At 71.0% G+C, this 24,955-nt stretch carries 22 protein-coding genes; 13 read left to right on the top strand and 9 right to left on the bottom strand.

Annotation, left to right across the window (positions count from 1 at the left end; translation table 11 throughout):
- Positions 1-63 precede the first annotated feature (63 nt).
- The gene (locus ACZ37P_RS04940; RefSeq protein ID WP_401310095.1) at positions 64-1,470 is read left to right on the top strand and encodes an MFS transporter; all 1,407 of its coding nucleotides are present in this window, start codon (positions 64-66) and stop codon (positions 1,468-1,470) included.
- Here ACZ37P_RS04940 and ACZ37P_RS04935 read toward each other — a convergent pair.
- The 3 genes from ACZ37P_RS04935 to ACZ37P_RS04925 form a co-directional block, all read right to left on the bottom strand.
- Positions 1,409-3,088, bottom strand: coding sequence for a transporter (locus tag ACZ37P_RS04935; RefSeq protein ID WP_467344900.1), 1,680 nt, complete (start codon positions 3,086-3,088; stop codon positions 1,409-1,411). The two genes, ACZ37P_RS04940 and ACZ37P_RS04935, sit on opposite strands and share 62 nt — an antisense overlap.
- Positions 3,088-3,969, bottom strand: coding sequence for an ABC transporter ATP-binding protein (locus ACZ37P_RS04930; RefSeq protein ID WP_467344899.1), 882 nt, complete (start codon positions 3,967-3,969; stop codon positions 3,088-3,090). The genes ACZ37P_RS04935 and ACZ37P_RS04930 overlap by 1 nt, the downstream gene beginning before the upstream one ends.
- A 141-nt stretch (positions 3,970-4,110) precedes the next feature.
- The gene (locus tag ACZ37P_RS04925; RefSeq protein ID WP_401310104.1) at positions 4,111-4,788 is read right to left on the bottom strand and encodes a bifunctional DNA primase/polymerase; all 678 of its coding nucleotides are present in this window, start codon (positions 4,786-4,788) and stop codon (positions 4,111-4,113) included.
- A gap of 237 nt (positions 4,789-5,025) precedes the next feature.
- Between ACZ37P_RS04925 and ACZ37P_RS04920 the strand changes: the two genes are divergently transcribed.
- From ACZ37P_RS04920 to ACZ37P_RS04910, 3 genes are all read left to right on the top strand, one after another.
- The gene (locus ACZ37P_RS04920) at positions 5,026-6,405 is read left to right on the top strand and encodes a transcriptional regulator (protein WP_188279929.1); all 1,380 of its coding nucleotides are present in this window, start codon (positions 5,026-5,028) and stop codon (positions 6,403-6,405) included.
- A gap of 235 nt (positions 6,406-6,640) precedes the next feature.
- On the top strand, positions 6,641-8,143 hold the full coding sequence (locus tag ACZ37P_RS04915; RefSeq protein WP_467344897.1) for a hypothetical protein: 1,503 nt from the start codon (positions 6,641-6,643) through the stop codon (positions 8,141-8,143).
- Between the two features lie 198 nt (positions 8,144-8,341).
- Positions 8,342-9,526 (top strand): serine hydrolase domain-containing protein, encoded by a 1,185-nt coding sequence (locus ACZ37P_RS04910; protein ID WP_467344895.1) that lies wholly within the window; start codon positions 8,342-8,344, stop codon positions 9,524-9,526.
- 50 nt (positions 9,527-9,576) lie between these two features.
- On the opposite strand, the gene ACZ37P_RS04905 is transcribed toward ACZ37P_RS04910, so the two are convergent.
- The gene (locus ACZ37P_RS04905) at positions 9,577-10,839 is read right to left on the bottom strand and encodes an ABC transporter substrate-binding protein (RefSeq protein WP_467344893.1); all 1,263 of its coding nucleotides are present in this window, start codon (positions 10,837-10,839) and stop codon (positions 9,577-9,579) included.
- 160 nt (positions 10,840-10,999) lie between these two features.
- Here ACZ37P_RS04905 and ACZ37P_RS04900 point away from each other — a divergent pair, with 160 nt between their 5' ends.
- Together ACZ37P_RS04900 and purU are read left to right on the top strand one after the other, a co-directional pair.
- On the top strand, positions 11,000-11,446 hold the full coding sequence (locus ACZ37P_RS04900) for an SCO4402 family protein (protein ID WP_391043159.1): 447 nt from the start codon (positions 11,000-11,002) through the stop codon (positions 11,444-11,446).
- Positions 11,447-11,597: 151 nt separating this feature from the next.
- Positions 11,598-12,473: a formyltetrahydrofolate deformylase gene (gene purU, locus ACZ37P_RS04895; protein WP_188279924.1), complete on the top strand. Its 876-nt coding sequence runs from the start codon at positions 11,598-11,600 to the stop codon at positions 12,471-12,473.
- 125 nt (positions 12,474-12,598) lie between these two features.
- Here the strand turns inward: purU and ACZ37P_RS04890 are convergent, their stop codons facing one another.
- Positions 12,599-13,948 carry a maleylpyruvate isomerase N-terminal domain-containing protein gene (locus tag ACZ37P_RS04890; protein WP_355337552.1) on the bottom strand — a complete coding sequence of 450 codons (1,350 nt, stop codon included), beginning with the start codon at positions 13,946-13,948 and terminating at the stop codon, positions 12,599-12,601.
- The gene (locus ACZ37P_RS04885; RefSeq protein ID WP_355337555.1) at positions 13,945-14,523 is read right to left on the bottom strand and encodes a sigma-70 family RNA polymerase sigma factor; all 579 of its coding nucleotides are present in this window, start codon (positions 14,521-14,523) and stop codon (positions 13,945-13,947) included. Before ACZ37P_RS04885 ends, ACZ37P_RS04890 begins: the two co-directional genes overlap by 4 nt.
- A 282-nt stretch (positions 14,524-14,805) precedes the next feature.
- Between ACZ37P_RS04885 and ACZ37P_RS04880 the strand changes: the two genes are divergently transcribed.
- A complete protein-coding gene (locus tag ACZ37P_RS04880; RefSeq protein WP_391043574.1) occupies positions 14,806-15,195 on the top strand; it encodes an STAS domain-containing protein in 390 nt (129 codons plus the stop codon).
- 94 nt (positions 15,196-15,289) lie between these two features.
- Here ACZ37P_RS04880 and ACZ37P_RS04875 read toward each other — a convergent pair whose 3' ends face one another.
- A complete protein-coding gene (locus tag ACZ37P_RS04875; RefSeq protein ID WP_355337558.1) occupies positions 15,290-15,928 on the bottom strand; it encodes a TetR/AcrR family transcriptional regulator in 639 nt (212 codons plus the stop codon).
- A 104-nt stretch (positions 15,929-16,032) separates the two neighbouring features.
- Here ACZ37P_RS04875 and mca point away from each other — a divergent pair, with 104 nt between their 5' ends.
- Positions 16,033-16,884 (top strand): mycothiol conjugate amidase Mca, encoded by an 852-nt coding sequence (mca, locus tag ACZ37P_RS04870; RefSeq protein WP_467344891.1) that lies wholly within the window; start codon positions 16,033-16,035, stop codon positions 16,882-16,884.
- 67 nt (positions 16,885-16,951) lie between these two features.
- On the opposite strand, the gene ACZ37P_RS04865 is transcribed toward mca, so the two are convergent.
- Positions 16,952-18,484, bottom strand: coding sequence for a class I adenylate-forming enzyme family protein (locus ACZ37P_RS04865; protein ID WP_467344890.1), 1,533 nt, complete (start codon positions 18,482-18,484; stop codon positions 16,952-16,954).
- 177 nt (positions 18,485-18,661) lie between these two features.
- Between ACZ37P_RS04865 and ACZ37P_RS04860 the strand changes: the two genes are divergently transcribed.
- The 5 genes from ACZ37P_RS04860 (at position 18,662) to ACZ37P_RS04840 (ending at position 23,771) form a co-directional block, all read left to right on the top strand.
- On the top strand, positions 18,662-19,852 hold the full coding sequence (locus ACZ37P_RS04860; RefSeq protein ID WP_391162446.1) for an amidohydrolase family protein: 1,191 nt from the start codon (positions 18,662-18,664) through the stop codon (positions 19,850-19,852).
- Positions 19,842-20,750, top strand: a complete 909-nt coding sequence (locus ACZ37P_RS04855; protein ID WP_467344889.1) for an SDR family oxidoreductase — start codon at positions 19,842-19,844, stop codon at positions 20,748-20,750. Before ACZ37P_RS04860 ends, ACZ37P_RS04855 begins: the two co-directional genes overlap by 11 nt.
- Positions 20,751-20,757: 7 nt before the next feature.
- Positions 20,758-21,978 (top strand): acyl-CoA dehydrogenase family protein, encoded by a 1,221-nt coding sequence (locus tag ACZ37P_RS04850; RefSeq protein WP_467344888.1) that lies wholly within the window; start codon positions 20,758-20,760, stop codon positions 21,976-21,978.
- Positions 21,963-22,982, top strand: a complete 1,020-nt coding sequence (locus ACZ37P_RS04845; RefSeq protein WP_467344886.1) for an acyl-CoA dehydrogenase family protein — start codon at positions 21,963-21,965, stop codon at positions 22,980-22,982. Before ACZ37P_RS04850 ends, ACZ37P_RS04845 begins: the two co-directional genes overlap by 16 nt.
- A 375-nt stretch (positions 22,983-23,357) precedes the next feature.
- A complete protein-coding gene (locus ACZ37P_RS04840; protein ID WP_355337579.1) occupies positions 23,358-23,771 on the top strand; it encodes an ATP-binding protein in 414 nt (137 codons plus the stop codon).
- A gap of 137 nt (positions 23,772-23,908) precedes the next feature.
- Here ACZ37P_RS04840 and ACZ37P_RS04835 read toward each other — a convergent pair whose 3' ends face one another.
- The gene (locus tag ACZ37P_RS04835; RefSeq protein WP_467344885.1) at positions 23,909-24,835 is read right to left on the bottom strand and encodes a cyclase family protein; all 927 of its coding nucleotides are present in this window, start codon (positions 24,833-24,835) and stop codon (positions 23,909-23,911) included.
- Positions 24,836-24,955: the final 120 nt, after the last annotated feature.

Here is a 24,955-nt window from a genome sequence, read left to right as displayed (position 1 = left end):
ATACCCGCGTCCGGACCAGCCGCCGCAGGGCCCGGACACGCAGTCGGCGCCACACCGGTCCCCGTGCCGGGCCCGCCCCGCCGCCTCATCGTCCTGCTCGCCGTCGCCTGCGGCCTGACCGTCGCCAACCTCTACTACGCGCAGCCGCTGCTCAGCGAGCTGCGCCAGGCGTTCGGGATCGGCGCGGTCGCCGCGGGCAGCCTCGTCACCGTCTCCCAACTCGGTTACGCCGCCGGCCTGCTGCTCATCGTCCCGCTCGGCGACGTCATCGAGAAGCGCCGCCTCGCCACCGTCCTGCTCGCTCTCACCATCGCCGGTCTGGTGCTGGCCGGTCTCGCACCGGGCTTCGCCGTCCTGCTCGCCGCGCTGCTGATCGTCGGCACGACGCTCGTCGTCGCCCAGATCCTCGTGCCCTTCGCCGCCGACCTCGCGCCGGACGAGAGCCGCGGCAAGGTCGTCGGGCAGGTGATGAGCGGCCTGCTGACCGGCATCCTGCTGTCCCGTACCTTCGGCAGCCTGCTGGCGGACGCGACCAGTTGGCGGGTCGTCTACCTGACCTCGGCCGGGCTGATGACCGTACTGACCCTGGTACTGCGCAGGTCCCTGCCGCGCCGCGCTCCCGGAGCCGACGCTGCCACGCTGTCGTACGGGCTCCTGCTGCGCTCCACCGCCCGCCTGCTGCGCGTCCATCCGGCGCTGCGGCGCAGGGCGCTGTACCAGGCCGCGATGTTCGGCGCCTTCAGCGTCTTCTGGACCACCATCTCCTTCGTTCTGACCAGCGATCCCTTCAACTACAGCCAGTGGCAGGTCGGCCTCTTCGCGCTCGCGGGCGCGGGCGGCGCACTGGTGGCACCGCTCGCCGGACGCTGGGCCGACCGCGGCCTGGTCCGGCCGATGACGGCCGTCGCCTTCGTCACCGCGGCCCTGGCCTTCGGTCTCGCCGGGGTGGGACGGCACAGCGTCATCGCGCTCGGCGCCGCCGCGGTGCTCCTCGACATGGCCGTGCAGACCACCCTGATCCTCGGCCAGCAGGTGATCTACCGGCTCGACGGCCAGGCCAGGTCCCGGCTCAACAGCGCCTTCATGGCCACCTTCTTCGTCGGCGGCGCGGTCGGCTCACAGGCCGGTTCCTACGCCTACCACGCCGGTGGCTGGACCTCGGTGGCCCTGCTCGGCGCCGCCCTGCCCGCCCTCGCGCTGCTCTACTGGATCGCGGAATGGCGCGGCCCGCGGCGCCGCGCCGACCGAGCGGACGGCATCGACACGGCCGGCACCGCCGACAGGAAAAGCAGCACAGGCCGGACAGGCAAGGACGGCAGCACAGGCTGGGCAGGCAAGGACGGCAGCACAGGCCGGGCAGGCAAGGACGGCACCGCCCTCAACGACCACCTGCCACCGGCCCCGTCCGTCACGCCTTCGCCACCACCCCCAGGATCTCCGGAAGACGATCGAGCAGCCGCGGAGCGGTGAACCGCAGCGAGACCGCCGCGACCGCGAGCCCGTACAGCGCGCCCACCGGGAGCACCACCCACAGCAGCGAATGGAGATCGTTGAAGTGGAGGGCGAGGGTCAGCGCGATCACCGGTAGCGACAGGGCCGCGCCGCTGAAGGTGCCGCCGACGACGTTCAGCGCGACGAGACCGCCCTGGCCGGGCGCCGCGTTGGCGAACGGGTTGTCCTGCGGGAGCGCGTACGGGTAGCGGACGCTCGCGTAACTGCCGGTCGCGATGAGCGCGCCCAGGAAGGCGAAGGACAGCCCCAGCGTCTCGGGCAGCGCCGACACCCGGTGGAGCAGCAGCGCCGCGCCGGTGGTGACGACGGTGACGTACGGCACGGCGATGGCGGCCAACGTCAGCGCCCGGCCGCGCAGTTCGAGCGCCGCGTCCCTGCGGGTGGTGATCGTCGCCGACACCGTCCAGAAGGCGGAGCCGTCCATGCCGAACTGGTTGTACATCTGCATGCCGAGCAGCCCCGCCGCCCACAGGCACTGGTAGACGGTGCCGTGCTGTACCACCGCGACCAGCGGCAGCAGCAGCCCGACGGCCAGCCCGGTCGCCCACGCCGCCTTCGACCTCGGGTCGCGCCACAGGTACCGGAACTGCCGCTCCATCACCGTGGCCGTCCGGCCGCCCACCAGCCGCCCGGGCAGCAGCCGGGCCGGCAGCGAAGGGCCCACCGCCGCCCCGCCCCGCGCCTTCGACCCCTCGCGCTCCGGCGCCGCCTGGAGCGTGGACGCGTCGGGCGAGACCATCAGCCGGTGCAGGCTGGCGTGCCACCAGCGCAGGACCAGCGCCAGCACGGCGACGGTGAGGGCCAGTTGCACGACGGCCAGGCCGTACGACCCGCGCGCCGTCGACCGCACCGCGTCCACGGCGGGCGCGGGCGGAATCCAGCGCAGTACGGACGCCACCGAGGTCGCCCGGTGCAGACCGCCGTCGGACGACAGCGAGTTGACGCCGAGGTTGACGAGCTGGGCACCCACCGCCACGAACAGACCGCTGAGCAGGGCCAGGTCGCGGCCCTTGCGGCTGGTCAGCAGCCGGGTGTTGGCGGCGGCCACCGCCCGCGACAGCGCCACGCACAGCAGCAGCGTCAGGGCCACGGCCACGACAGCGACGACCCACGCGGCCCCGCCGTGCGCGACCGCGACGACCGCACCGGTCGACACCAGCAGTGTGAAGAGCGGACCGACGCCGATCAGCGACGACACCAATAGCGCCGTTATCAGCGGGCGCGGCCGTAGCGGCAGCATCGCCAGCCGGGTCGGGTCGAGCGTGTCGTCGCCGCCGAAGAAGAACAGCGGCATGATCGCCCAGCCCACGACCAGGACGACGGTCACGGTGACGGCGGCGGACGGTGCGTAGTGGTTGTTCCGCAGCGCGACCATTCCGGCGCCCATGCCGAGCGCGTACAGCATCGCGAAGGCGACGCCGAGGGACCAGCCGACCGTACGGCCGGTGGACCGGCGCAGGCCGTTGCGGAAGAGGGTGAGCTTGAGCCGTACGAAGACCGGCGTGAGCGAGGAACCGCGACCGGGCGCGGTCGGCGGCGCGGGAGCGGCGAGCGGGGTGGTGGCCGAGGTGGTCATCACTTGCCGCCGCTCAGCCAGTCGAGCGCCTGCCCGTCGCGCCGGTCGGCGCCCACCAGCGACAAGAAGGCGTCCTGGAGCGAGGGAGCGGTGCCGCGCACCTCGGCGAGCGGGCCGCGCGCCACGATCTTGCCCGCGGCCATGACCGCGACCCAGTCGCACAGGCTCTCCACCAGTTCCATCACGTGCGAGGAGAAGACGACCGTGCCGCCCGACTCCGTATAGCGCTCCAGCACACCGCGGATGACCTGCGCGGACACCGGGTCGACGCCCTCGAACGGCTCGTCGAGGAAGAGGACTTCGGGATTGTGCAGCAGGGCGGCGGCCAGGCCGATCTTCTTCCGCATACCGGTGGAGTAGTCGACGACCAGCTTGTTCTGCGCGGCCGACAGGTCCAGGACGTCGAGGAGCTGACCGGCGCGCTTGTCGACCTCGTCGCCCGGCAGACCGCGCAACCGGCCCGTGTAACCGAGCAGTTCACGCCCCGACAGCCGCTCGAACAGCCGCAGACCCTCCGGCAGCACGCCGATCCTGGACTTCACGCCGACCGGGTCCGTCCACACGTCGTGGCCCACGATCCGCACACTGCCGTCGTCCGGCCGCAGCAGGCCGGTGATCATGGACAGCGAGGTCGTCTTCCCCGCCCCGTTCGGCCCCACCAGGCCGATGAAGCGGCCCGCGGGCAGCTCCAGATCGATCCCGGCCACGGCCACTTGCTCGCCGAACCGCTTCCACAGCCCGCGCACACGCACAGCGACCGGATCGGTGTCTCCGGCCGCCTCGGACACCTCCTCGGCGGTCCTCCCGTACGGCACCGGCCGGTACGGCGTCAGCTTCCGCTGCGACTCCTGCTCCCCCTGCGACCTCTGCGGCTCCGACATGGCGGCACCTCTCCCCGTCTCGCGCCCCTGCCCCCGGCGCGCCGCTGGTCGGACGACGCGCGAAGGTCTACGTCCGACAACCCTAGACGCGACCACTGACAGTGACCGAAGGGCTCGGGAGCGTGAGCCTCCGCGCAGGGGTCAGCGGCCCCTCGCGGCCGCCAACTCCCGCCCGCACGCGTACGCCAGCGGACTCAGCAGCTCCTCGACGTCCGGCAGCCACCGGTTCAGGGCGGTCGGCTGCCGCGCCCACTGCACCGAGGCGCCCGGCCCCGTCCGCGTCGGCGGCGCGGCGATCCAGTCGCCCTCGCCGCGCACCCGCAGGTCGAGCGAGCCGGGCGCCCAGCCCAACTTCCGCAGCAGATCGGGCACCTTGACGGTGGCGCCGGGCAGGACGAAGAAGACCAGCCTGCGGTCGGGCGTGCAGATCACCGGGCCCAGCGGCAGATCCATCCGCTCCATCCTGGCCAGCGCCAGGCACCCCGCCACCTCCGGCACGTCGACCGCGTCGAACGTACGGCCCGTCGGCAACAGGACCGAGGCGCGCGGCTGCTTGCCCCACATGCGCCGTACCGCGTCGGCGCTGCCGCTGGCGTGCGCCGCCCAGTCGGGCCGGGTCGGGTGGGCGCCGGGAGCAGGGCAGGTGGGAGACGCGCAGGAGCACAGCGCGGGGCCGCCCGTGTCGTCCTCGATCCAGGAGCCGGGGAGCACGTCCCAGTGCCGCTCCTGCGCGTATCGGACGGCCGTGTCGAGAAGTTGGGCGGTGAGCTGCCGCGGTGCTCCGATGGTGTCTTCCACGCGCTGCACAACTTCCCTCATCAGCGTGAGTTACGGGGGCCGGCCCCTCGGCTCATGGCGGGCGCACTGGTGCACGCCCGGGGGCGCGTGCGCGATCCGGGCCCGTATTCGGGTAGTCACTTGGGGTCCGCGTGTCGTTCCGCTCGTTCCGCTAAAGGCGAAAACGACATGAAATGCCGCTCTAACAGGGCATTTTTCGGTGATGAGATGGGCACCTGTCACCAGGACGAGGTACGCATCGTCGAAGTGGGGGAATTGATGGCCGCACGACCGCTCGTGGCTCGGCAACCGAACGAACGGCTTCAGGCACTTATCCAGGAGGCCGGCTGCTCCAACGCCGGGCTCGCCCGCAGGGTCAACATGTGCGGCGCCGAACACGGCCTCGACCTGCGGTACGACAAGACGTCCGTGGCCCGCTGGCTGCGGGGTCAGCAGCCGCGCGGCCGGGCCCCGGCCATCATCGCCGAGGCGATCGGCCGCAAGCTGGGACGCGCCGTGTCCATCGACGAGATCGGCATGGCCAACGGCAAGAACCTGGCCACCGGCATAGGTCTGCACTTCGCGCCGACCGTCCTCGGCGCGATCGAGCAGGTCTGCGAGCTGTGGCGCAGCGACGTCGGCCGCCGCGACTTCCTCACCGGCTCCACGGTCGCCGCCTCCGCCCTCGTCGAGCCCAGCCGCGACTGGCTGATCACCCGCCCCGACCAGGGCGTCGCCCGCAACGGCGGTGCCAGGGTGGGCATGTCGGACGTCGAGGCCGTCAAGGCGACGACGCAGGCGCTCACCGACCTGGACCACCGCTTCGGCAGCGGACACGTCCGCCCGGTCGTCGTCCACTACCTCAACAGCGTGGTGTCCGGGTTACTCGCGGGCACCTACCGCGACCAGGTCGGCAGGGAACTCTTCGGCGCCGTCGCGCGGTTGACCGAACTGGCGGGCTACATGGCCGTCGACACCGGACAGCCCGGACTCGCCCAGCGCTACTACATCCAGGCGCTGCGCCTGGCCCAGGCGGCGGGCGACCGCGGCTACGGCGGCTACATCCTCGCGGCCAGCATGAGCCACCTCGCCGCCTCGCTCGGCAACCCGCGCGAGATCGCCCAACTCGCCCGCGCGGCACAGGAAGGCGCCCGCGGCCAGGTGACACCCACGGCGGAGGCGATGTTCTACGCCGCGGAGGCCCGCGGCCACGCGCTGCTCGGCGACGCCCGCACCTTCGCCACCGTGGCCAACCTCGCGGTCGAGTCCATGGAACACTCCCGGCCCGACGACGACCCGCCCTGGATCGCCCACTTCGACCACGCCTACCTCGCCGACGAACTGGCGCACTGTCACCGCGACCTCGGCCAGGCCGCGCCCGCCGCGCGCCGCGCGGAGGAAGCGCTCGCCGCGCACCCCGAATCGCGCACCAGGCGCCGTGCCATCGACATGCTGCTGCTCGCCGACGCCCAGGTGCAGCAGCGCGAACTGGAAGAGGCCTGCAACACGGGCACCCGCGCCGTCACCCTTCTGTCCGGTCTGCGCTCCAACCGCGGCGCGGAGTACCTGGACGACTTCCGCCGCCGCCTGGAGCCCTACGCGGCCGAGCCCGTGGTCCGCGAGTTCGGCGCCCGTCTGGAGGAACAGGACGCCGCATAGCGGACCATCACCGAATCGTTACGCGACCGACACCGCGTCCCCGCGCGGTGGCCAAAGCGCTGGAGAGACCTTGCGGGAACGGGCCCGGTACGCCCGGTACTTCCGCCCTCTCGGTGTGTCATGACGTTCACTCGTTCGGGTACGTGGTTGATGGTCCGGTTAACCCGGTAGCGTTGGCGGATGGTTCGGAAGGATCCGGCAACGGACGACAGGGCATAGGCGGGAGTCAGCGGCGATGCACACCGACGGACGCGGCGAGGAGACGCCTGAGGCGTACCGGGGCGTCGTGGTGCCCGCGGGGCGGCAGCAGCCGCCCTACGGGGAACATGTGCAGCCGGCCGGCGGCTCCCCCTGGGGCGAGCCTGCCCCGCTGCCCGAGCCCGCCGACGCCACCCAGATGCTGCCGCCGTATCCCGGGAGCATGCCGCCGCCCGCCGTCCCGGTGGCCGACGCCACGCAGATGCTGCCCCCGTACCCCGGCGGCGACCCCGGTATGCCGATGGCCGCGGCGAGCCAGGGGCCGGGCCCCGTACCGCCGCTGCCGCCCGTACCGCCGCAGGCACCGCCCACGGCCCCGCAGCAGCAGGCCGCCGACGCCACCCAGGCGCTGCCGCTGTCGATCTTCCAGGACCGCGACCAGCAGGAACAGCAGCCGCAGTACGGCGGCCCGCAGTCCCCGCCCCCGCAGCAGTCGTACGAGCAGTCCTATGAGCAGCCTTACGACGGCTACGGGCAGCAGGGGTACGACCAGCAGCAGTCGTACGGCGGCCAGCAGCAGTACGGCCAGCAGTCGTACGACCAAGGTCAGGGCCAGGGTCAGGGCCAAGGTCAGGGTCAGGGCCGGGGCGGCGGGTACGAGGAGCAGCCCCAGACGGGGCCGCAGCACGACAGCGACTACGACCACCTGTTCCGCAGCGACGTGCCCGGCCCGGAACCGCTGCGCCAGCGGATCATCCAGCCGCCGTCCCAGCAACAGCAACAGAAGCAGTACGGGCAGCAGCAGGGCGGCATGGGCCAGCCCCCGCAGCAGCCGTACGACCCCGGTTACGGCTACGACGGCGGGCACGGTCAGGACGACGGTCCGCGCCGCAGGCTGTCGCCCCTCATGGTGATCGGCATCGTCGTCGCCGGGTGCGTCGTCGCGGGCCTCGTGGTCGGCGGGCTGTTGAACAAGGGCGGCGACGCCAAGACGGACAACACCGCGTCGAAGAGCGGCACCCCGGCGTCCTCCGCGCCGAGCGCGTCCGCGAGCGGCAGCACCGACTCCGCGGCCGACGACGCCGTCAAGCAGCAGGCGCAGGGCCTCGACGCGCTGCTGAAGACCAGCGGCAACAGCCGCAGCTCCGTGGTGAGCGCGGTCGAGTCGATCAAGAACTGCAAGAATCTCGGGCCCGCCGCCGCCGACCTGCGGTCCGCCGCCACCCAGCGCACCGGCCTGGTCACCCAGCTCGGCGGCCTGTCGGTGGACAAGCTGCCCAACCACGCCGACCTGACCGAAGCCCTCACCAAGGCGTGGCAGGCGTCGGCCGCCGCGGACGGCCACTACGCGAACTGGGCCGACCAGGCCGCGCACAACCACAGCGTCTGCAAGGGCGGCCACGCCCGCAGCACCGGCGAGGCCCAGGACGGCAACCGCGAGAGCGGCACCGCCACCGAGCAGAAGAAGCGCGCGGTCCGGCTGTGGAACGCCATAGCGAAGCAGTACGGGCTCACCGAGCGGCAGTACAGCCAGCTCTGAGCCGGGGCCGTTGGTGGACGGGGCCACGCGCGTATACGCGTCACCGCGCGTTTCCTTGCGCGCCTGTGCGCTCCCGTGCGCTTATATGCGTGCGTATGCGGACGGACGGTGACGGACCCGACACGTCCGCGCCCGACCGATGAATCCGCGCCGACGCTGGAGTCTTCCTCTCGACCGCACCATGCGAGAGGTGGACCGATGACGCATCCCACGAACAGTTCCACGACCGATCCGGCGGCGGGCCTGCGCGGCGTCCTGGAGCCGTACATCGACAACGGCACGATTCCGGGTGCGGTGGGTCTGGTGGCGCGCGGCGACCGGGTGGAGGTCGCAGCGGTCGGTTCCGCGCACCTTGAGGGCGCCGTGCCGATGGCCAGGGACGCGATCTTCCGGATCGCCTCCGTCAGTAAACCGATCACCGCCGCCGCCGTGATGATGCTCGTCGACGACGGCCGGATCGCGCTGGACGACCCCATCGCGACCTGGCTGCCGGAACTGGCCGCGCCGGTCGTCGTCCGCACCCCGGACGCCCCGGTCGACGACGTGGTCCCGGCCGCCCGGCCGGTCACCGTGGCCGACGTGCTCACCTTCAGGGCCGGGTACGGCATGCCCAGCGACTTCTCACTCCCCGCCCTGCAACCGCTGTTCACCGAGCTGAAGCAGGGTCCGGCGCGGCTGTCGGGCTTCGCGGGCCCCGACGACTGGCTGGCGGCGCTGGCCCGTATCCCGATGCTCCACCAGCCGGGAGACGCCTGGCTGTACAACACCGGCTCGGACATCCAGGGCGCGTTGATCGCCCGGGTCTCGGGCCGCTCCTTCGCCGAGTTCCTCGCCGAGCGGATCTTCGAACCGCTCGGCATGGCCGACACCGGCTTCACCGTGGCCGCGACCGCGCTCGACCGGCTGACCAGCGCCTACGGGACGGGCGCGGACGGCGGTATCGAACTGTCGGACCCGCCGGGCGAGGAGTGGACCAAGGCGCCCGGTTTCACCTCGGGCGCGGGCGGCCTCGTCTCGACCGTCGACGACTGGTTCGCCTTCGCCCGCATGCTGCTCGCCGAGGGGACCGTGGACGGCCGCAGGCTGCTGTCCGCGCGGTCGGTACGGATGATGGCCACCGACCACCTGACGCGGTCCCAGCGCGACGCGAGCGAGCTGTTCCTCGAAGGCCAGGGGTGGGGCTTCGGCGGCTCGGTGGACGTCGCGGAGACCGACCCCTGGAACGTCCTCGGCCGCTACGGCTGGGTCGGCGGCAGCGGCACCACGGCGCACATCACGCCCTCGACCGGCGCTGTCAGCATCCTCTTCACGCAGCGCTCGATGACCGGCCCGACGCCGCCCCAGGTGATGCGGGACTTCTGGCGGTACGCGGCGGGGGTGTGAGGGCGCGTCCTGGACACGCCCTAGGGGTCGTACGGGCCGCTCGTGGGCGCTCAGTTCTGCGCGGACGAGTTCTGCCGGAGCGTCTTGGTCAGGTCCACGAAGCCCGGCCGCGCCAGCACGAGCCGCCCGTCGCGTACCACCTGATAAGTGACCTTGGAGTTCACCATCCGGGAGTGGCTCGGGATGCCCAGCAGATCGGTCTGCGTCCAGCCGAGATTCGGGGTGAGGCCGCCGGTCGACAGGTGGGTCGTGGTGTCCATCGCGCGGTGCAGATTGTCCGCGTTCACGCTGACCTTCTCGTCCATCGCCCGCACCACCTTGGCGAAGACGGTGTACGCGACCCAGGTGGTCTGCACCCCGGGGTCGGCGACGTCGATCCGGTCGTCGCCGAACGCGTACTTCTTCACCACCGACTTCATCTCGGCCCACTTGGCGTCGGACGCGGGCGGGTACCAGCCGGTCACGTACGCGTTCTCCAGCGGGCTGCCCGCGCCGCCGGTCGAGTCCACCACCGACTGCTGCACGCTGCCGAGCACCGAGGACAGCCGCACTTTCGGCTGCTCCTCGCCGACCCGGCGCAGGGAGTCGAAGAAGGTGCTGGTGCGGTCGCCGAGCACCGCGGAGACGCAGGTGGACGGCTTGTTGCTGCCGACCGCGGCGGTGGCGATGTCGGTGTAGTCGTTGGAGTCGTCGGCCGTGAGCATGTCGCGCGCGGGCGGCCGGCCGCCGCTCTTGAGCCCCTGGTCGAGGAAGATCGGGAACTGGTCACCGGTGATCGTGTCGGGCCGCACCAGATTGACCTTCTTGCACAGGTCCGCCAACTGCCGTCCGCTGCCCGCCAGCAGCGCGGGCAGACCGCCGTTGACCGGGTACGACAGCAGGCTCTGGAACTCGTCGGCGGTGATGCCGTAGCCGCCGATGTACGGGATGCCGTTCGACTCCAGGGCGGTGGTGAAACTGCCGCCCTCTTCGCTGTAGGAACCGACAACCGCGACCGCGCCCGCCTTCGCCGCCTGCTGCGCGCAGTCCGTGACGGCGACCGCGTCATGGCGTTCGTTGCAGGTCAGCACCTTCAATTTGCGGCCGTTGAGACCGCCCTGCTCGTTGGTGTACTTCTCGAATGCCTGCGCCATGGCGAGCATTCCCGGCATATTGGTCGATTTCGTGTCGACCGGCGCCCACGTCATCACGACGAGCGGTCCCGTGGAGCCGCCCGAACCTCCGGGAAGCACACCGCACCCGCTGAGCAGCGCACTTGTGGCCAGCAGCGCGACGGCAGCCGTGCGGACCCTGCGGATACGCCGTTCCCTCATGTCATGCGAAGATTCCGGCCCGCGCCCAACGCCGGGGTGACCGCAAGCGAACGGACGGTCACTATCAGGTGAATTACGGGTGGCGTCGGTGGAGAACGTACGATGCGCCATTGTGCAAGGTTCGGAGAAGTCTTCCCGTCGCGGCCGTCACTCCTCCACGATGGGGGGCATGCCGCTCAATGACATGCCCTGGTGGCGCTGGCGCAGCAATGTGCGCTCCGCGCTGCACATGATCAGCGACCCGGTGTTCCAGCGGGAGGTCTGGCAGACCGGCCGCGAGGGATACGGGGACGTCACGGACGCCGTGTACCGGCTCGTCGAGGACACCTGGCTCGACAACTGGTCCGCCGAGAAGTACGTGGGCACGATCTTCCGCGACTCGCAGGAGGCCGCGCTCGTCGACGTCGCCGTGCTGCGCGTCCTCAAAATCCTGCACCAGGTGGGTGCCGACGCACCTGTCGCCGCCTATCTCGACCACCACGCCTGGCCGGAGGCGGTCCGCGCCGCCCGCGACGCCCACATACGGATGTCCGCCGCCGACGGCGACGACCCGGACACGCCGCCGCGCTCGCTGGAGGTGCTGGCGATCTACATACGGTCGGCGTGACCGTTGGATGTTCGTACGTCCCCGGGCCGCACCTGGTGCGTGTTTTCCGGTGGCACCTGTTTTTCCCCGCGCCACCTGGCGCGCGATATTCGCGGCTTCCGCTTGACGGACACTCCGACCTGAGGGGGTCGGTTTGTGCGAGGCTGACGGCGTGACCGAACAGCAGCCGCCGCAGCCAGACCCGCAGTACGTCCTCACCCTGTCCTGCCCGGACAAACAGGGCATCGTGCACGCGGTCTCCAGCTATCTCTTCATGACCGGTTGCAACATCGTCGACAGCCAGCAGTTCGGCGACCAGGACACCGGCCTGTTCTTCATGCGGGTGCACTTCTCGGCCGAGCAGGCGGTGACCGTGGACAAGCTGCGCGCCAGCTTCGCGGCGATCGCCGAGGCATACCACATGGACTGGCGGATCCACCCGTCAGACGAGCGCATGCGGGTCGTGCTCATGGTCAGCAAGTTCGGGCACTGCCTCAACGACCTGCTCTTCCGCACCAGCATCGGCGCGCTGCCGGTCGAGATCGCCGCCGTGGTCTCCAACCACACCGACTTCCAGGAACTTGTGGGTTCCTACGGCGTTCCCTTCCACCATGTGCCGGTCACCAGGGACACCAAGGCCGAGGCCGAGGCGCGGCTGCTGGAGATCGTGCGCAAGGAGGGCGTCGAACTCGTCGTGCTCGCGCGCTACATGCAGGTGATCTCCGACAACCTGTGCCGTGAGCTGTCCGGTCAGATCATCAACATCCACCACTCCTTCCTGCCGAGCTTCAAGGGCGCCAAGCCCTACCACCAGGCGCACGCCCGCGGTGTGAAGCTCATCGGCGCCACCGCGCACTATGTGACGGCCGACCTCGACGAGGGGCCGATCATCGAGCAGGAGGTCGAGCGGGTCGGCCACGAGGTCACGCCGGAACAGCTCGTCGCCATCGGGCGCGATGTGGAGTGCCAGGCGCTGGCCCGCGCGGTGAAGTGGCACAGCGAGCACCGGGTGCTGCTCAACGGCCACCGCACGGTCGTCTTCGCCTGAGCGGGCTCTTTGCTTGAGCCTTCTGTCCGAGCTCTTCGCCTGAGCCTTCTGTCCGGGCTCTTCGCTTGAGCTCTCTGTCCGAGCGGGCTCTTCGCCCGGCCCTCGTCAGGGCACAGGCGTCCGTCTCAGAGGCGGGACAGGGACGCCGTGGCGAAGAGCACATCACGGATGACGTCGCGGTCGCCGATCTGGCCGACCGCGATCCGCTCCGGCTCGATGTGACCCGCCGCCAACTGGCAGAACTCGACGCAGTCCATCGCCACATGGGCGACCATCTCCTCCGGCGACGCGACGGCGCCGGGTGAGTCCAGCGGCAGATACCACTGGCCGCCGCCCTTGCCCTCGACTTCGAGCAGCAGCGAGCGGCCCGGCGTACCGGCCGTCACCAGATGCGTCGGCGAGGTGGTCAGACCGGCCCTGCGCCGGTCCGCCAGCGCCTCGGGCAGCAGCCGCGCGGCGAGGTCGATGATGCGGTTGAGATTGCGCGGCGCCGGGGGATCGTACGGATAGTCCACGGCCTCGGCGATGTCCGACGCGTGGATCCAGCACTCGAAGGCCCGGTCCAGGAAGGCGTCTTCCAGCGGCAGCGCGAACGAGCCGTAGTCGACGTCGAGCCCGCCCGCGCCGCCGCCCGCGAAGGAGACCGTACGCACCAGGCTGTGGCTCTGCTCGCGCCACAGGGAGCGCACGGTCGCTCCGGGCAGCATGCTGTGCGTCGCCCAGTGCGCGGCGGTGCGCTCGACCGGGGTGAGCGGGAAGTCGCCCATAGTGCGGGCGTTGCGCAGCCGGGCGCGGGAGGCGATGCCCATTCCGATGCCCAGGCCCAGACCGCCGAGCCCGGAACGCGGCGGGTCCGCCGACGGGTCGCCGCCGTCCGGCGGCAGCCCGAGCGACCTGGCGATCAGGCTGTCCACGGCGGTGAGATGACCGATGACCTGCGCGACCGTGAACTCCGTCGACCGCTGCTCGCCGTCGTGCCACTTCAGCTCGACCGGTGCCTTCCAGTAGCCGTCGCCGAGGTCGCGCAGCAGCGCGTCCAGCCGGGCGGCCTCCGCGTCGAACGGTCCGGCCCACTCGGGCACCGGGATACGCGCCGGCCGACGGCCGAGGCAGCCTTCCAACACCCGTGCCCGCAGCAGCGGATCGAGGTCGAGCGAATCCTCCTGGTGCAGCAGACCCACCGCGTCCCGCAGTCGCAGCGCCTCATCCGCACAGGTGGCGCAGTCCGTCAGATGCACTTCGACCGCCAGCGCCTCGTCCTGCGAGCACACCGACAACGCCCACGCGCCGAGCAGCGACTTGAGGGTGCGGTGGTCGTAGTGCGGCAGTTGGGGCATCGGCTGGTGCGACTCCGCGGGCGGCTGCCGGTGCGCGGTCTCCCGCGTCTCGGGCTGCTCGCGCTGGTACGGGACGCGCGGCTCGCCGTCGTCCCCGCCGTGCGGGCCGTCGCCGTTGTGGAACGCGGGACCGCTCATCGTCGCCCTCGCTGTCCCCTGGGATCCAGCGGGTGGTCGTCGCCCTGCTCGCCCGGTTCCATGGCCGTGGACAGCAGTTGCAGCCCGAGCCGGAGCCGACGGCGCGCCTCGTCCTCGCTCACCCCGAGCCCGGCCGCCGCGGTGCGGTAGTCGACCCTTTCCCGGTAGGCCAGTTCGAGGGCGGCGCGCAGCGGGGCGGGCATCGAGGTGACGATGAAGTCGGCGCGGGCCGCCGTGTTGGCCTCGCGTACCCGGGCCTCCACCTCGTCCGGCGTGGAACGGCCCCGGTTCGACTGCTGTCGCAGCCGGTGCACGGCCTGCCGCTGGGTGAGTGTCGCGATCCACGACCGCAGCGAGCCGTGCTTCGGGTCGTAGGCGTCCGGATTTTCCCAGATGTAGCCGAACACCTCGCGGGTGATGAGGTCGGCCGCGTCGTCGTCGTCCATCACGCGATAGGCCAGGCCGTGCACAAGTGAGGCGTACCGGTCGTACAGCTCGCCGAGTGCGGCTTCCTCACCGCGCGCCAGCCGCTGCTGCATCTTGCGGTCCCAGCGCGGTGGTGCGGGTGTCGCCATCTGCCGCCCCCTTGCCTCGTCGCCTGCCCTGTCGCCCCTTGCCCGGCCACCGACCGTAGCCGAGTGTGTTCAGCGTGCCCGAATGCGCTCAGGTCGAATGTAACGGGCACCTCCTGCGACGTGCGTCGCTTTGCACCAACCTGCTGCTGACTGTGATCGATTTTGGCGGTCTGTTATCCGGGTGTGACCGGAACATTGCAGAGTTACGACGGAGAACGGGCATAGGGTCATGGTGATGATGTTCCTGAAGTCGACGGCGAGGCGAGGTGGGAACCGGTGCTGGTGACCCAGGCCGAGCGAGACGGCTGGGTGGTGGTGACGGTCGCGGGTGAGATGGACCTGATCTCGTCTCCCGCGGTCCGGCAGAAGGTTCACGACGCGGTCGCCGCAGGGCGGCGCCGGGTGGTACTCGACCTCGTTGACGTGCGCTTCTGCGATTCCAGCGGAGTCGGTGTCCTGATCGGTGCCCGGCGGCTGATGCGGTCCTGTGCGGGCCGCCTGCGCATCGTGCTGCCCGAGGACGTTCCCACGGTGACGGCGCCCACCGAGGGCTACGGCGGCGGCGCGCACGTCAACCGGGTGCTGGCCGCCCTCGGCGTACGACGGCTCTTCGAGGTCTATCCGGATCTGGAAGCCGCGACGGACGACACCGCCAGGCCCCTCTCGGCCTGAACCGGCCTCTGCCGGCGGCCCCTTTCGGCCAATCTCGCTCGACTTCGCTCGCCTTCACCATTCCTCTCCTTTCCCCTTTCCTCCCCGTCCGTCTTCACTCGTGCGGGGACTCCCGCACCGCGTACGCGCCCAATGACGGCTCCAGTCGCGTGAACGCCTCCCGCGCAATCCGCCCCAGCGCGTCGAACAACTCCCTTTCGGTCGTGCCCTGTCGCACCCGGCGCTGCGCCTCACCGAACAACAGCCTGAGCACCGTGCTGAGTTGGGCGGCGGCATGCCGCGGCTCGAAGGCGTCCGGCTCGTCGCCCACGGCCTCGGCGAGCGTGACGGACAGTGCCTGCTCCTGGTGGTCGTACATCTCGCGGAGGCGGGCGCGCAGCACCGGACTCTCGTCGATCAGCCGCGTGAATCCGGGCTGGGTCCAGCCGAGCAGCGCGTCGTGCCGCTCGACCGCTTCGAGGTAGTCCCGGCGCACCGCGTCCAGTGCGGACTCGCCGACGGGGCGGGCGGCGAAGGCGCGGGCGGGGCCGGTGATCACCTCTTCGTGCATGTCGAAGAACAGGTCCTCCTTGCGCGGGAAGTAGTTCGTGACGGTCATCTTCGAGACCCCGGCCGCCTCGGCGACGTCGGCGATCGTCGTCCCCTCGAAGCCCCGCTCGACGAAGAGGGCGGTGGCAGCGTGGGTGATGGTCTGCCGGGTCTGTTGCTTCTTGAACTCGCGGAGCTGGGCCATGGTTCCCACTTTAGTAGGTCGGACCTAAAAAAAGTCTTGACGGGTTGAGTGGGTCCGTCCTAACTTTAGGTCCAACACAAGAAATAGAGGAAGAGGAGACCGTGATGACACTCCGACTGATGGCCGTCCACGCCCACCCCGACGACGAGTCCAGCAAGGGCGCCGCCACGCTCGCGCACTACGCGGCCCATGGGGCCGATGTCCTGGTCGTGACCTGCACGGGCGGGGAGCGCGGTGACGTGCTCAACCCGCTGCTGGACACACCGGAGGTCAGGGCCCGGCTGCCGGAGGTGCGACGACGGGAGACGGCCGCCGCGGCGGCCGTCCTCGGGGTGCGCCAACGGTTCCTCGGTTTCTCCGACTCGGGACTGCCCGGGCAGGGCGAGGCGCTGCCGGACGGCTGCTTCGCCCGCGAGGATCCGCCGGTCGCGGCCGAGCGGCTGGTCGCGGTGGTCCGGGAGTTCCGGCCCCATGTCCTCGTCACCTACGACGAATCCGGCGGCTATCCGCATCCGGACCATGTCCAGACCCATCGCGTCGCCGTCGAGGCGTTCGACGCGGCGGGGGACTCGGCACGCTTCCCGCTGGCGGGTCCGGTCTGGCAACCGCTGAAGCTGTACTACCAAGTGGCCTTCTCGCGCGCCTGGTTCGAGACCCTGCACCACGGCATGACGGCCCGAGGGCTCTCCTCCTCGATGGGCCAGGTGCTGGACGAATGGCCCGACTGGGCGGTCGAGCTGCACCCGACGACCCGGATCCGCTGCGAGGACCACTTCGCCACCCGCGACCGCGCCTTTCGCGCGCACGCCAGCCAGGCCGCTCCGGACAACCCCTTCTTCTCCCACCCTCGGGACCTCGAACGGGCCCTGTGGCCCACCGAGGACTACGTTCTCGCCCGCTCCTACATCCCGGCCAAGCTTCCGGAGACCGATCTCTTCGCCGGAATCAAGGAGTGACGGGCGGTGCGGGGAGGAGGGAGCGCGGGACGCGCGCCGCCGGTCGGGGCCTGGCCGGCCGGTCCGCTCAGTTCGGCCGCTCGTGAGTGTCGGCGAAGCGCTCGCGGAGCTTGAACTTGAGGACCTTGCGCAGGGTCTCGTTGCGGGGCAGGGCGTCCACGATCTCCAGTTGCTCGGGGAGTTTGTGGACGGCGAGCCCCGAGCGGCGCAGGTGGTCGGTAATGGTGGCCAGGGTGAGGGGATCGGCGCCCGGGGGCTGTTCGACCACGGCGCAGACGCGTTCACCACGGTCGGGATCCGGCAGGCCGATGACGGCGACATCGCCCACCGCCGGGTGCTGGTAGAGGAGTTCCTCGATCTCCTTGGCGGAGATGTTCTCGCCCTTGCGGATGATGACGTCCTTCAGGCGCCCGGTCAGGACGAGATGACCGGTCTCGGTGAGGCGGCCGAGGTCACCGGTGTGGAAGTAGCCCTGGGCGTCGAAGGATTCAGCGGTCAAGGCGGGATCGGTGTAGCCGAGGCACACGGCCTCACCGCGCAGCAGCACCTCGCCGTCGTCGGCGATCCGGATCTCCATCGCGGCGGGCGGGCGGCCCTCGGTGGTGGCCCTTTGGTCGACGGTGTCACGGGGGGAGCCCATGGTGATCATCGGTGCCTCGGTCATGCCGTAACCGTGGGCGAGATCGCAGCCGAGTTCCCGGACGATCTCGTGGTAGAGCTCCGGCGGCTTGGGGGCGCCGCCTCCGGAGAGCAACCGCAGGGTGGGGATGAGTGTGCGGCCGGGCCGCTTGCGCTGCTCGGTGAGGAAGAGCGAGTAGAAGGCGGTGGAGCCGCCGGCCATGGTGACGCCGTGGGACCGGTAGGCGTCCAGAGAGGCGGGGAGGGCGAACTGTTCGAGGAGCAGGGCTGGAAAGCCGTACAGCAGCAGCATCACCAGATAGTCGGGTCCACCGATGTGAGCGAAGGGGAAGGCGATGGAACCGATGTCCTCGGGCCGCATCTCCAATGCGTGGGCGAGACAGGAACCGCCCGCGATCAGACCGCGGTCGCAGTGCAGCACACCCTTGGGGTCCGAGGTGGTGCCCGAGGTCCAGTAGATCCAGCGGACGGTGGTCCCGTCGGACGGCGGCGGGGGCAGGGTGCCGGGATCGCCTTCGGGAAGGGAGTCGTAGGCGACCAGGACGGACGGGCGGTCGGCGAGATCGAGGCGGTCGGCCATGGCGGTGTAGTCGAAGCCGCGCCAGGTGCCGGGTACGGCGAAGAACTCGGCCCGTGTGCGGCTGAGGGCGTAACCGACCTCGCGGTCGCGGTAGATGGGGATGACCGGGATCTGCACCGCCCCGAGCCGGGCCAGAGCCAGGGAGAGGACGACGGTCTCGACGCGGGTGGGCAGTTGCCAGGCGAAGCGGCTGCCGGGCCGCACCCCGAGTCCGTACAGGCCGGCGGCCACGCGCAGCGCCCGTGCGCGCAGTTCGCCGAAGGTGACGCGGCGGTCCTCGGTGTCGAACAGCACGGGGGTGTCGGGGCTGAGGGCGGCGCGGCGGTCCAGCAGCTCCCACAGGGTCCGGGAGTCGCTGAGTGTCGCGATGGTCGGATCCATGCCGATCGCCTCCCCGCACCGTAGCTGACGAAGCGTCAGATTTCTCAGAAGGGTAAGTCGCCGCCGCTTGTCGGTCCAGAGGTGGGTCGATACGGTGGATCTGACGGTCCATCAGATCAGATGCCTCGTCAGATCGGCGATCGGAAGCGTCATCCGGATGCAGTGAGGGAGTGGCCGATGGAACTGCCCAGGATCATCAGCGTCGACGACCATGTCATCGAGCCCGCGCATCTCTTCTCGACCTGGCTGCCGGAGAAGTTCCGCGAGCGGGGACCGCAGCCGCTGACGGCGGGGATCGGTGAACTGGCCTACATCGGCGGGAAGTACCGGATCACGATGGATCCGGATGGACCGCCCGCCGACTGGTGGATTTACGAGGACCTGAAGTTCCCGTACAAGCGGAACATCGCGGCGGTGGGTTTCTCGCGGGACGAGATGACGCTCGACGGGATCACGCGGGAGGAGATGCGGCGCGGGTGTTGGGACCCGGTCGAGCGGCTGAAGGACATGGACCTCAATCATGTGGAGGGGTCGCTGTGCTTCCCGACGTTCCCGCGCTTTTGCGGGCAGACGTTCGCGGAGGCGCACGACAAGGAGGTGGCTCTGGCGTGTGTGCGGGCCTACAACGACTGGATGGTGGAGGAGTGGTGCGGTGACAGCGGGGGTCGGCTGATCCCGTTGTGCCTGATCCCTTTGTGGGACGTGGAGTTGGCGGTGGCGGAGATCCGCCGGAACGCCGCGCGGGGGGTGCGGGCGGTCACCTTCAGCGAGATCCCGACGTATCTGGGGCTGCCGTCGATCCACTCGGGCTACTGGGACCCGTTCTTCGCTGCCTGCGAGGAGACCGGCACGGTGGTGAACATGCACATCGGGTCGTCGTCGCAGATGCCCGCCGCGTCCCCCGACGCGCCTCCGGCGGTGCAGGCGAGTCTGAGCTTCAACAACGCGATGGCGTCGATGATGGACTTCCTGTTCTCCGGGGTGCTGGTGAAGTTCCCGCGCCTGACGCTGGCCTACAGCGAGGGCCAGATGGGGTGGGTGCCCTACGCGCTGGAGCGGGCCGACGACGTGTGGCGCGAGCACCGGGCCTGGGGCGGGGTCAAGGACCTGATACCCGAGCCGCCGTCCACGTACTACCGCAGGCAGATCTACTGCTGCTTCTTCCGCGACATGCACGGTGTCGCCTCGCTGGACACCATCGGCGAGGACAACGCGATGTTCGAGACCGACTACCCGCACGTCGACTCGACCTGGCCCCACACCAAGCAGGTCGCCGCCGACCACATGGCGGGGCTGTCGGACGAGGTCACGTACAAGCTGCTGCGCGGCAACGCCATCCGGATGCTGGGCCTCGACCTTGACCGGTGAGGCAGTTGGCGAAGCCGCCGGCGGTGCCGGGATCGCCCACGGCTTGGTGGTCGCCGTCACCGGGGCCGCGCGCGGGATCGGCAGGGAGCACGCACTGGCCTTCGCCGCCGAGGGCGCCCGGGTCGTCGTCAACGACGTGGAGTCAGCAGCCGAGGTGGTGGCCGAGATCCGGGCGGCGGGCGGTGAGGCGGTCGCGCACGAGCGGTCGGTCGGGGAGTGGGCGGGCGCGCGGTCGCTGGTGGGCGCGGCGGTGGAGCACTGGGGCCGGCTGGACGTGCTGGTCAACAACGCGGGGGTGCTGCGGGACCGGATGCTGGTCTCGATGACGGAGGAGGAGTGGGACACGGTCGTACAGGTCCATCTCAAGGGGCACTTCGCGACGTTGCGGCACGCGGCGGCGCACTGGCGGGAGCGGAGCAAGGCGGGTGAGAAAGTGAACGCGAGCGTGATCAACACGACCTCGGGCGCGGGGCTGCTCGGCAGCGTCGGCCAGGCCAACTACGCCGCAGCCAAAGCCGCGATCACCGCGCTCACCCAGGTCGCGGCGGTGGAGCTGGCGCGCTACGGCGTCACCGTCAACGCCATCGCGCCCGCCGCCAGGACGCGGATGACCGAGCAGGCGATGCCGGACCTGGTCGCCCGGCCCGCCACCGGCTTCGACGTCTACCACCCGGCCAACGTCTCCCCGCTGGTCGTCTGGCTCGCGGGACCCGAGGCACGCGAGGTCACCGGGCGGGTCTTCGAGGTCGAGGGCGGCGCCGTATCGGTCGCCGACGGCTGGCGGCACGGCCCTCGGACCGACGTGGGACGCCGTTGGCGGCCGGTCGAACTCGGTCCCGTGGTCGGCGCGTTGCTCGCCGAGGCGACCCCGCCGGAACCCGTCTACGGAACGGGGTGAGCGGACCGTGGACCTCGCATACACCGACGAGGAAGAGGAGTTCCGCGCCCGACTGCGCGCCTGGCTCGGCAAAGCGCTGCCCACCCTGCCTCCACCACCCGACCCCCGCGACTGGCCGGGGCGGCGCGCGTACGACACGGGCTGGCAGCGGCTGCTGTACGACGCCGGGTACGCGGGACTGCACTGGCCCGAGGACGCCGGGGGCCGCGGCGCCACCCCCACCCAGCACCTGATCTACCTGGAGGAGACCGAGCGGGCCGGAGCGCCGTACGTGGGCGCGAATTTCGTCGGGCTGCTGCACGCGGGGCCCACCATCGCGGCCGAGGGCACCGAGTGGCAGCGCCGCCGCTGGCTGCCGCCGATCCTGCGGGGCGAGGAGGTGTGGTGCCAGGGGTTCAGCGAGCCGGACGCCGGTTCCGACCTCGCGTCCCTGCGTACCCGCGCGGTCCGCGACGGCGACGCGTACGTCGTCACCGGCTCCAAGATCTGGACCTCGCACGCCGAAGTCGCCGACTGGTGCGAGCTGTTGGTGCGCACCACCCCGCGCGTCGACGGCACGCCCAAGCACCACGGCATCAGCTGGCTGGCGATGCCGATGGACGCGCCGGGAGTACGGGTACGGCCGCTGCGGACACTCGCCGGGTCGACGGAATTCGCGGAGATGTTCCTGGACGAGGTCCGGGTGCCGGTCGGCAACCGATTGGGGGCACAGGACGACGGCTGGCGGGTCACCATGGTGACGCTGTCCTTCGAGCGCGGCACCGCGTTCGTCGGCGAAGTCGTCGCCTGTCGCCGCACCCTCGGCGAGGTCGCCCGCGCGGCCCGCGCCAACGGCACATGGGACGACCCCGCCGTCCGCCGCGCGCTCGGCCGGCTCGCCGCCGAATTCTCCGTCCTGTGGCGCCTCACCCAGTGGAACGTCAGCGCCTCCCAGCACGCTCTGCGCACCGGCGGCAGCGCCGTCCCCGGCACCGGCGCCTCCGTCTTCAAGCTCCGCTACTCGCAGGCGAGGCAACTCCTCTACGACACCGCCGCCACCGTCCTCGGCCCCCTCGCCCCCGACGCCGACCACCCGTGGACGGCCGAACGCCTCAGCTCGCTGTCCTACACGATCGCCGCGGGCACCTCGCAGATCCAGCGCAACATCGTCGCCGAACGCGTCCTCGGCCTGCCCAAGGAGCCGAGAGGGTTACCGGAGAGGAGCGCACCGCCATGGACTTCCGGCTGACCGACGACCAGCGCGCCCTGGTCGGCGCGTTGCGGGACCTGCTGGCCGCCCGCTTCGACCGGACCGCCCTGCGCGCCGCCGTGGACGCGGCCGAGGCGGAAGGCGGTACCGCCACCCCTCCACGGGACATCTGGCGAGCCCTCGGCGAGACCGGCTTCTTCGGGCTGCGCCTGCCCGAGGCGGACGGCGGCGTCGGGCTCGGGCTGCCGGAGGCCGCGCTGCTCTTCGAGGAGGCGGGCGGCGCGCTGGTGCCCGGCCCGCTGACCGCCACCCACCTCGCGGCGGGAGTGGTACCGGGGGCCGCGACCGGCGAGGCCGTGGTCACCCTGCTCGACGCGAGGGGAGCGGGCCCGCACTCCGTCGCCCACCTCGACGCGGCAGACGCCGTCCTCGTCCTCGCCGGCACCGGCAGCGCTACAGCCCAAGCCGCGGCCGAGGCCGAGGTCACGGTCACGGTCGCCGAGGCGTCCGCCGTACGGCGGCACGCCGAGCCGCTGCGGTCGGTGGACCCGCTGACCCCGCTGCATCTGCTCGCCATGGCGGACATATCAGAAATAACGGTGAGCGGGACCGTGCCCGTGCGGGCCGTCGCGTTACGGCGTGAGGCGGCCGTGCTGGAGGCCGCGCAACGGGTGGGGAGCGCGGGGCGGATGGTGCGTATGGCAGTGCAACACGCCCGGGAGCGCGAGCAGTTCGGACGTCCGATCGGCTCCTTCCAGGCGGTCAAGCACCTCTGCGCCGAGATGCTGGTCCGCGCCGAACTGGCCCGTACCGCGCTCTACGCGGCGGCCGTCACCGCCGACCCGTACGAGACCGCCGCCGCGCGCCTGCTCGCCGACGAGGCGGCGACCCGTAACGCACGCGACTGCCTGCAGGTCTTCGGCGGCATGGGCTTCACCTGGGAGGCGGATGTGCAGCTGCACATCAAGCGCTCCTGGATACCCTCCGTGTGCGGCCAGGAGTCAGCGGCTGACGAGGACATGCTCGCCGAATGGCTGCTGTGATGACGCTGCGCACACACCGTGGCCGTTCGCTGACCCTCCGATTACGGAGTGTCCGCACGGTGTTGTGTCCGATGCGTGACTTGCCACGCAGTGGAGTCGGCGAACACCTCGGGTACGCTCCATCGGGTGCGTGTTGGTTCCAGGCTGCCCAGAGGCGCCGTCCGGCTGAGTCGGACGGGCGTCACGGCTGGGCGTTCGAATCCCCGTCGGAAGTGCCGCACAGTATGCAGCACACGTACTCCGTTGCGCTGGAATATGCCCGAAGCGCTTGTTGGCGTGACTGTAGGTCAATCATGCTGTGTTGTGCCGGGGTCACGCACGGTGATCTCGGGCAGAAGCGAGGCGTTGTGTCCGCCGGTTCGGATGGTGTGAGCGGTGCAGGTGCTTCAGGTGCAGCTTGAGGTCGGTGTGGACCCCGCGGAGGTGGGACGGGCGCGTCGCTGGGCGCGGTCCCGGCTCGTGGGTTCGGGTATAGGAGCCGACGAGCCGGTCGCGGAGACGCTGATCCTGCTCATCTCCGAACTGGTGACGAACGCGGTGGTGCACACCGGCTGCCCTGCCGTCCTGCGGATGCTGTTCCCCTCGGCGCCCGCCTCTCCGGTGCGGGTCGAGGTGTCCGACAGCAGCGAGGCCCCGCCCGCCCCCCGGCACGCGCACCGCGACGAGACCGGCGGTCGCGGCCTGGAGCTGGTCGACGGCCTCGCCGACCGCTGGGGCTGGCAGCCGGAAGGCGCGGGCAAGCAGATCTGGTGCGAGGTCGACCGCCGTCAGGCCACGGTCCTCACCTAGGACGCGGGGGCGTCGGACCGCACGCCCCGCCGTACAGCCACCGCACCGCGCGCCCGACTCGTAGGACCAGCACCAGCACCCCCGCCTGCCCCGTGCCATCCCAGGGGCCGGGGCCAGGGCCAGGGCCACCGCACCGCTCACAGCACCGCCACCGGAGCCACCGGCGCGCCCGTCCCGCCCACGAAGGGCTCCGGCGTGGCATCGAGCCAGAACGCGTAACGCCCCTCCTCGGCGCAGGCCGCCGACAGGCCCTCCAGATTCCAGTTCTGGCCCTGGAGCATGCCCATCTCGACCAGGTCGAGCCCGTGCACCGCCAGCCACAGATTCTCGACCTCCGGCGGGAAGATCTCGAAGGTCAGCGTGTCGTTGGCGACCGCCGCCACATCCCGCGCGTGGAACCACTCCGGTGTGCGGATCGACAGGCCGGGCGACGGATACGCGTACGCCTCCTTGTCGCCGCCGAGATACGCCCGCATCTGGCCGGTCCGCACCAGCACCACATCCCCGGCCCGTACCGCCGTGCCCGCCAACTCCTCCGCCGCGCAGAGGTCTTCCGGGGTCACGGCGTGGTCGCCGGGCAGCCGGTCGACGCCGAGCGCGCGCGCCACGTCCAGCAGTACGCCGCGCGACACCACGGAGGTCACCTTCTCGATGCCGCTGAAGGCGGCGCCCGCGTGCGCGGTCACCGAGTCGGCCCGGCGCCCGTTGTAGATCAGGCCCGAGTGCGAGACGTGGGGGAGGCCGTCCCAGTGCGTCCCGGCCTGAAGGCCGAGGGTCACCACGTCGTCGCTGGTCGCGATGGTGCCGGGCCCGAAGATCTCCTGGTTGAGCGCGACCATCGTGCGCAGCGGATTGACCCGGCCGGGGATCAGCCCGGTCTGTACGCCGTCCTGCCGCAGCGGCAGCGCGAGCGGCACGCGGCGGCCACTGCGTACGGTCGCGGCGGCGGCGCGCACCACCTCGTCGGTGATCAGGTTGAGGGTGCCGATCTCGTCGTCGGCGCCCCAGCGGCCCCAGTTGTTGACCCGGCGGGCGATGTCGAGGAACGCGTCGGGGAGGGCCACCGGAATCTCCAGATCGTGTGAGGGGTCGCGTACGCGGTCGTGTACGGGTCTTGTGCTGGACGGGGTCCGCACTCGTAATATCTAACGACCCGTCAAATCTAACGGTCCGTCAGAAACGAT

Source organism: Streptomyces sp. NPDC024632 (assembly GCF_055559175.1).
Note: the sequence above shows the minus strand (reverse complement) of the source record. Positions and strands in the feature narration are given on the sequence as shown.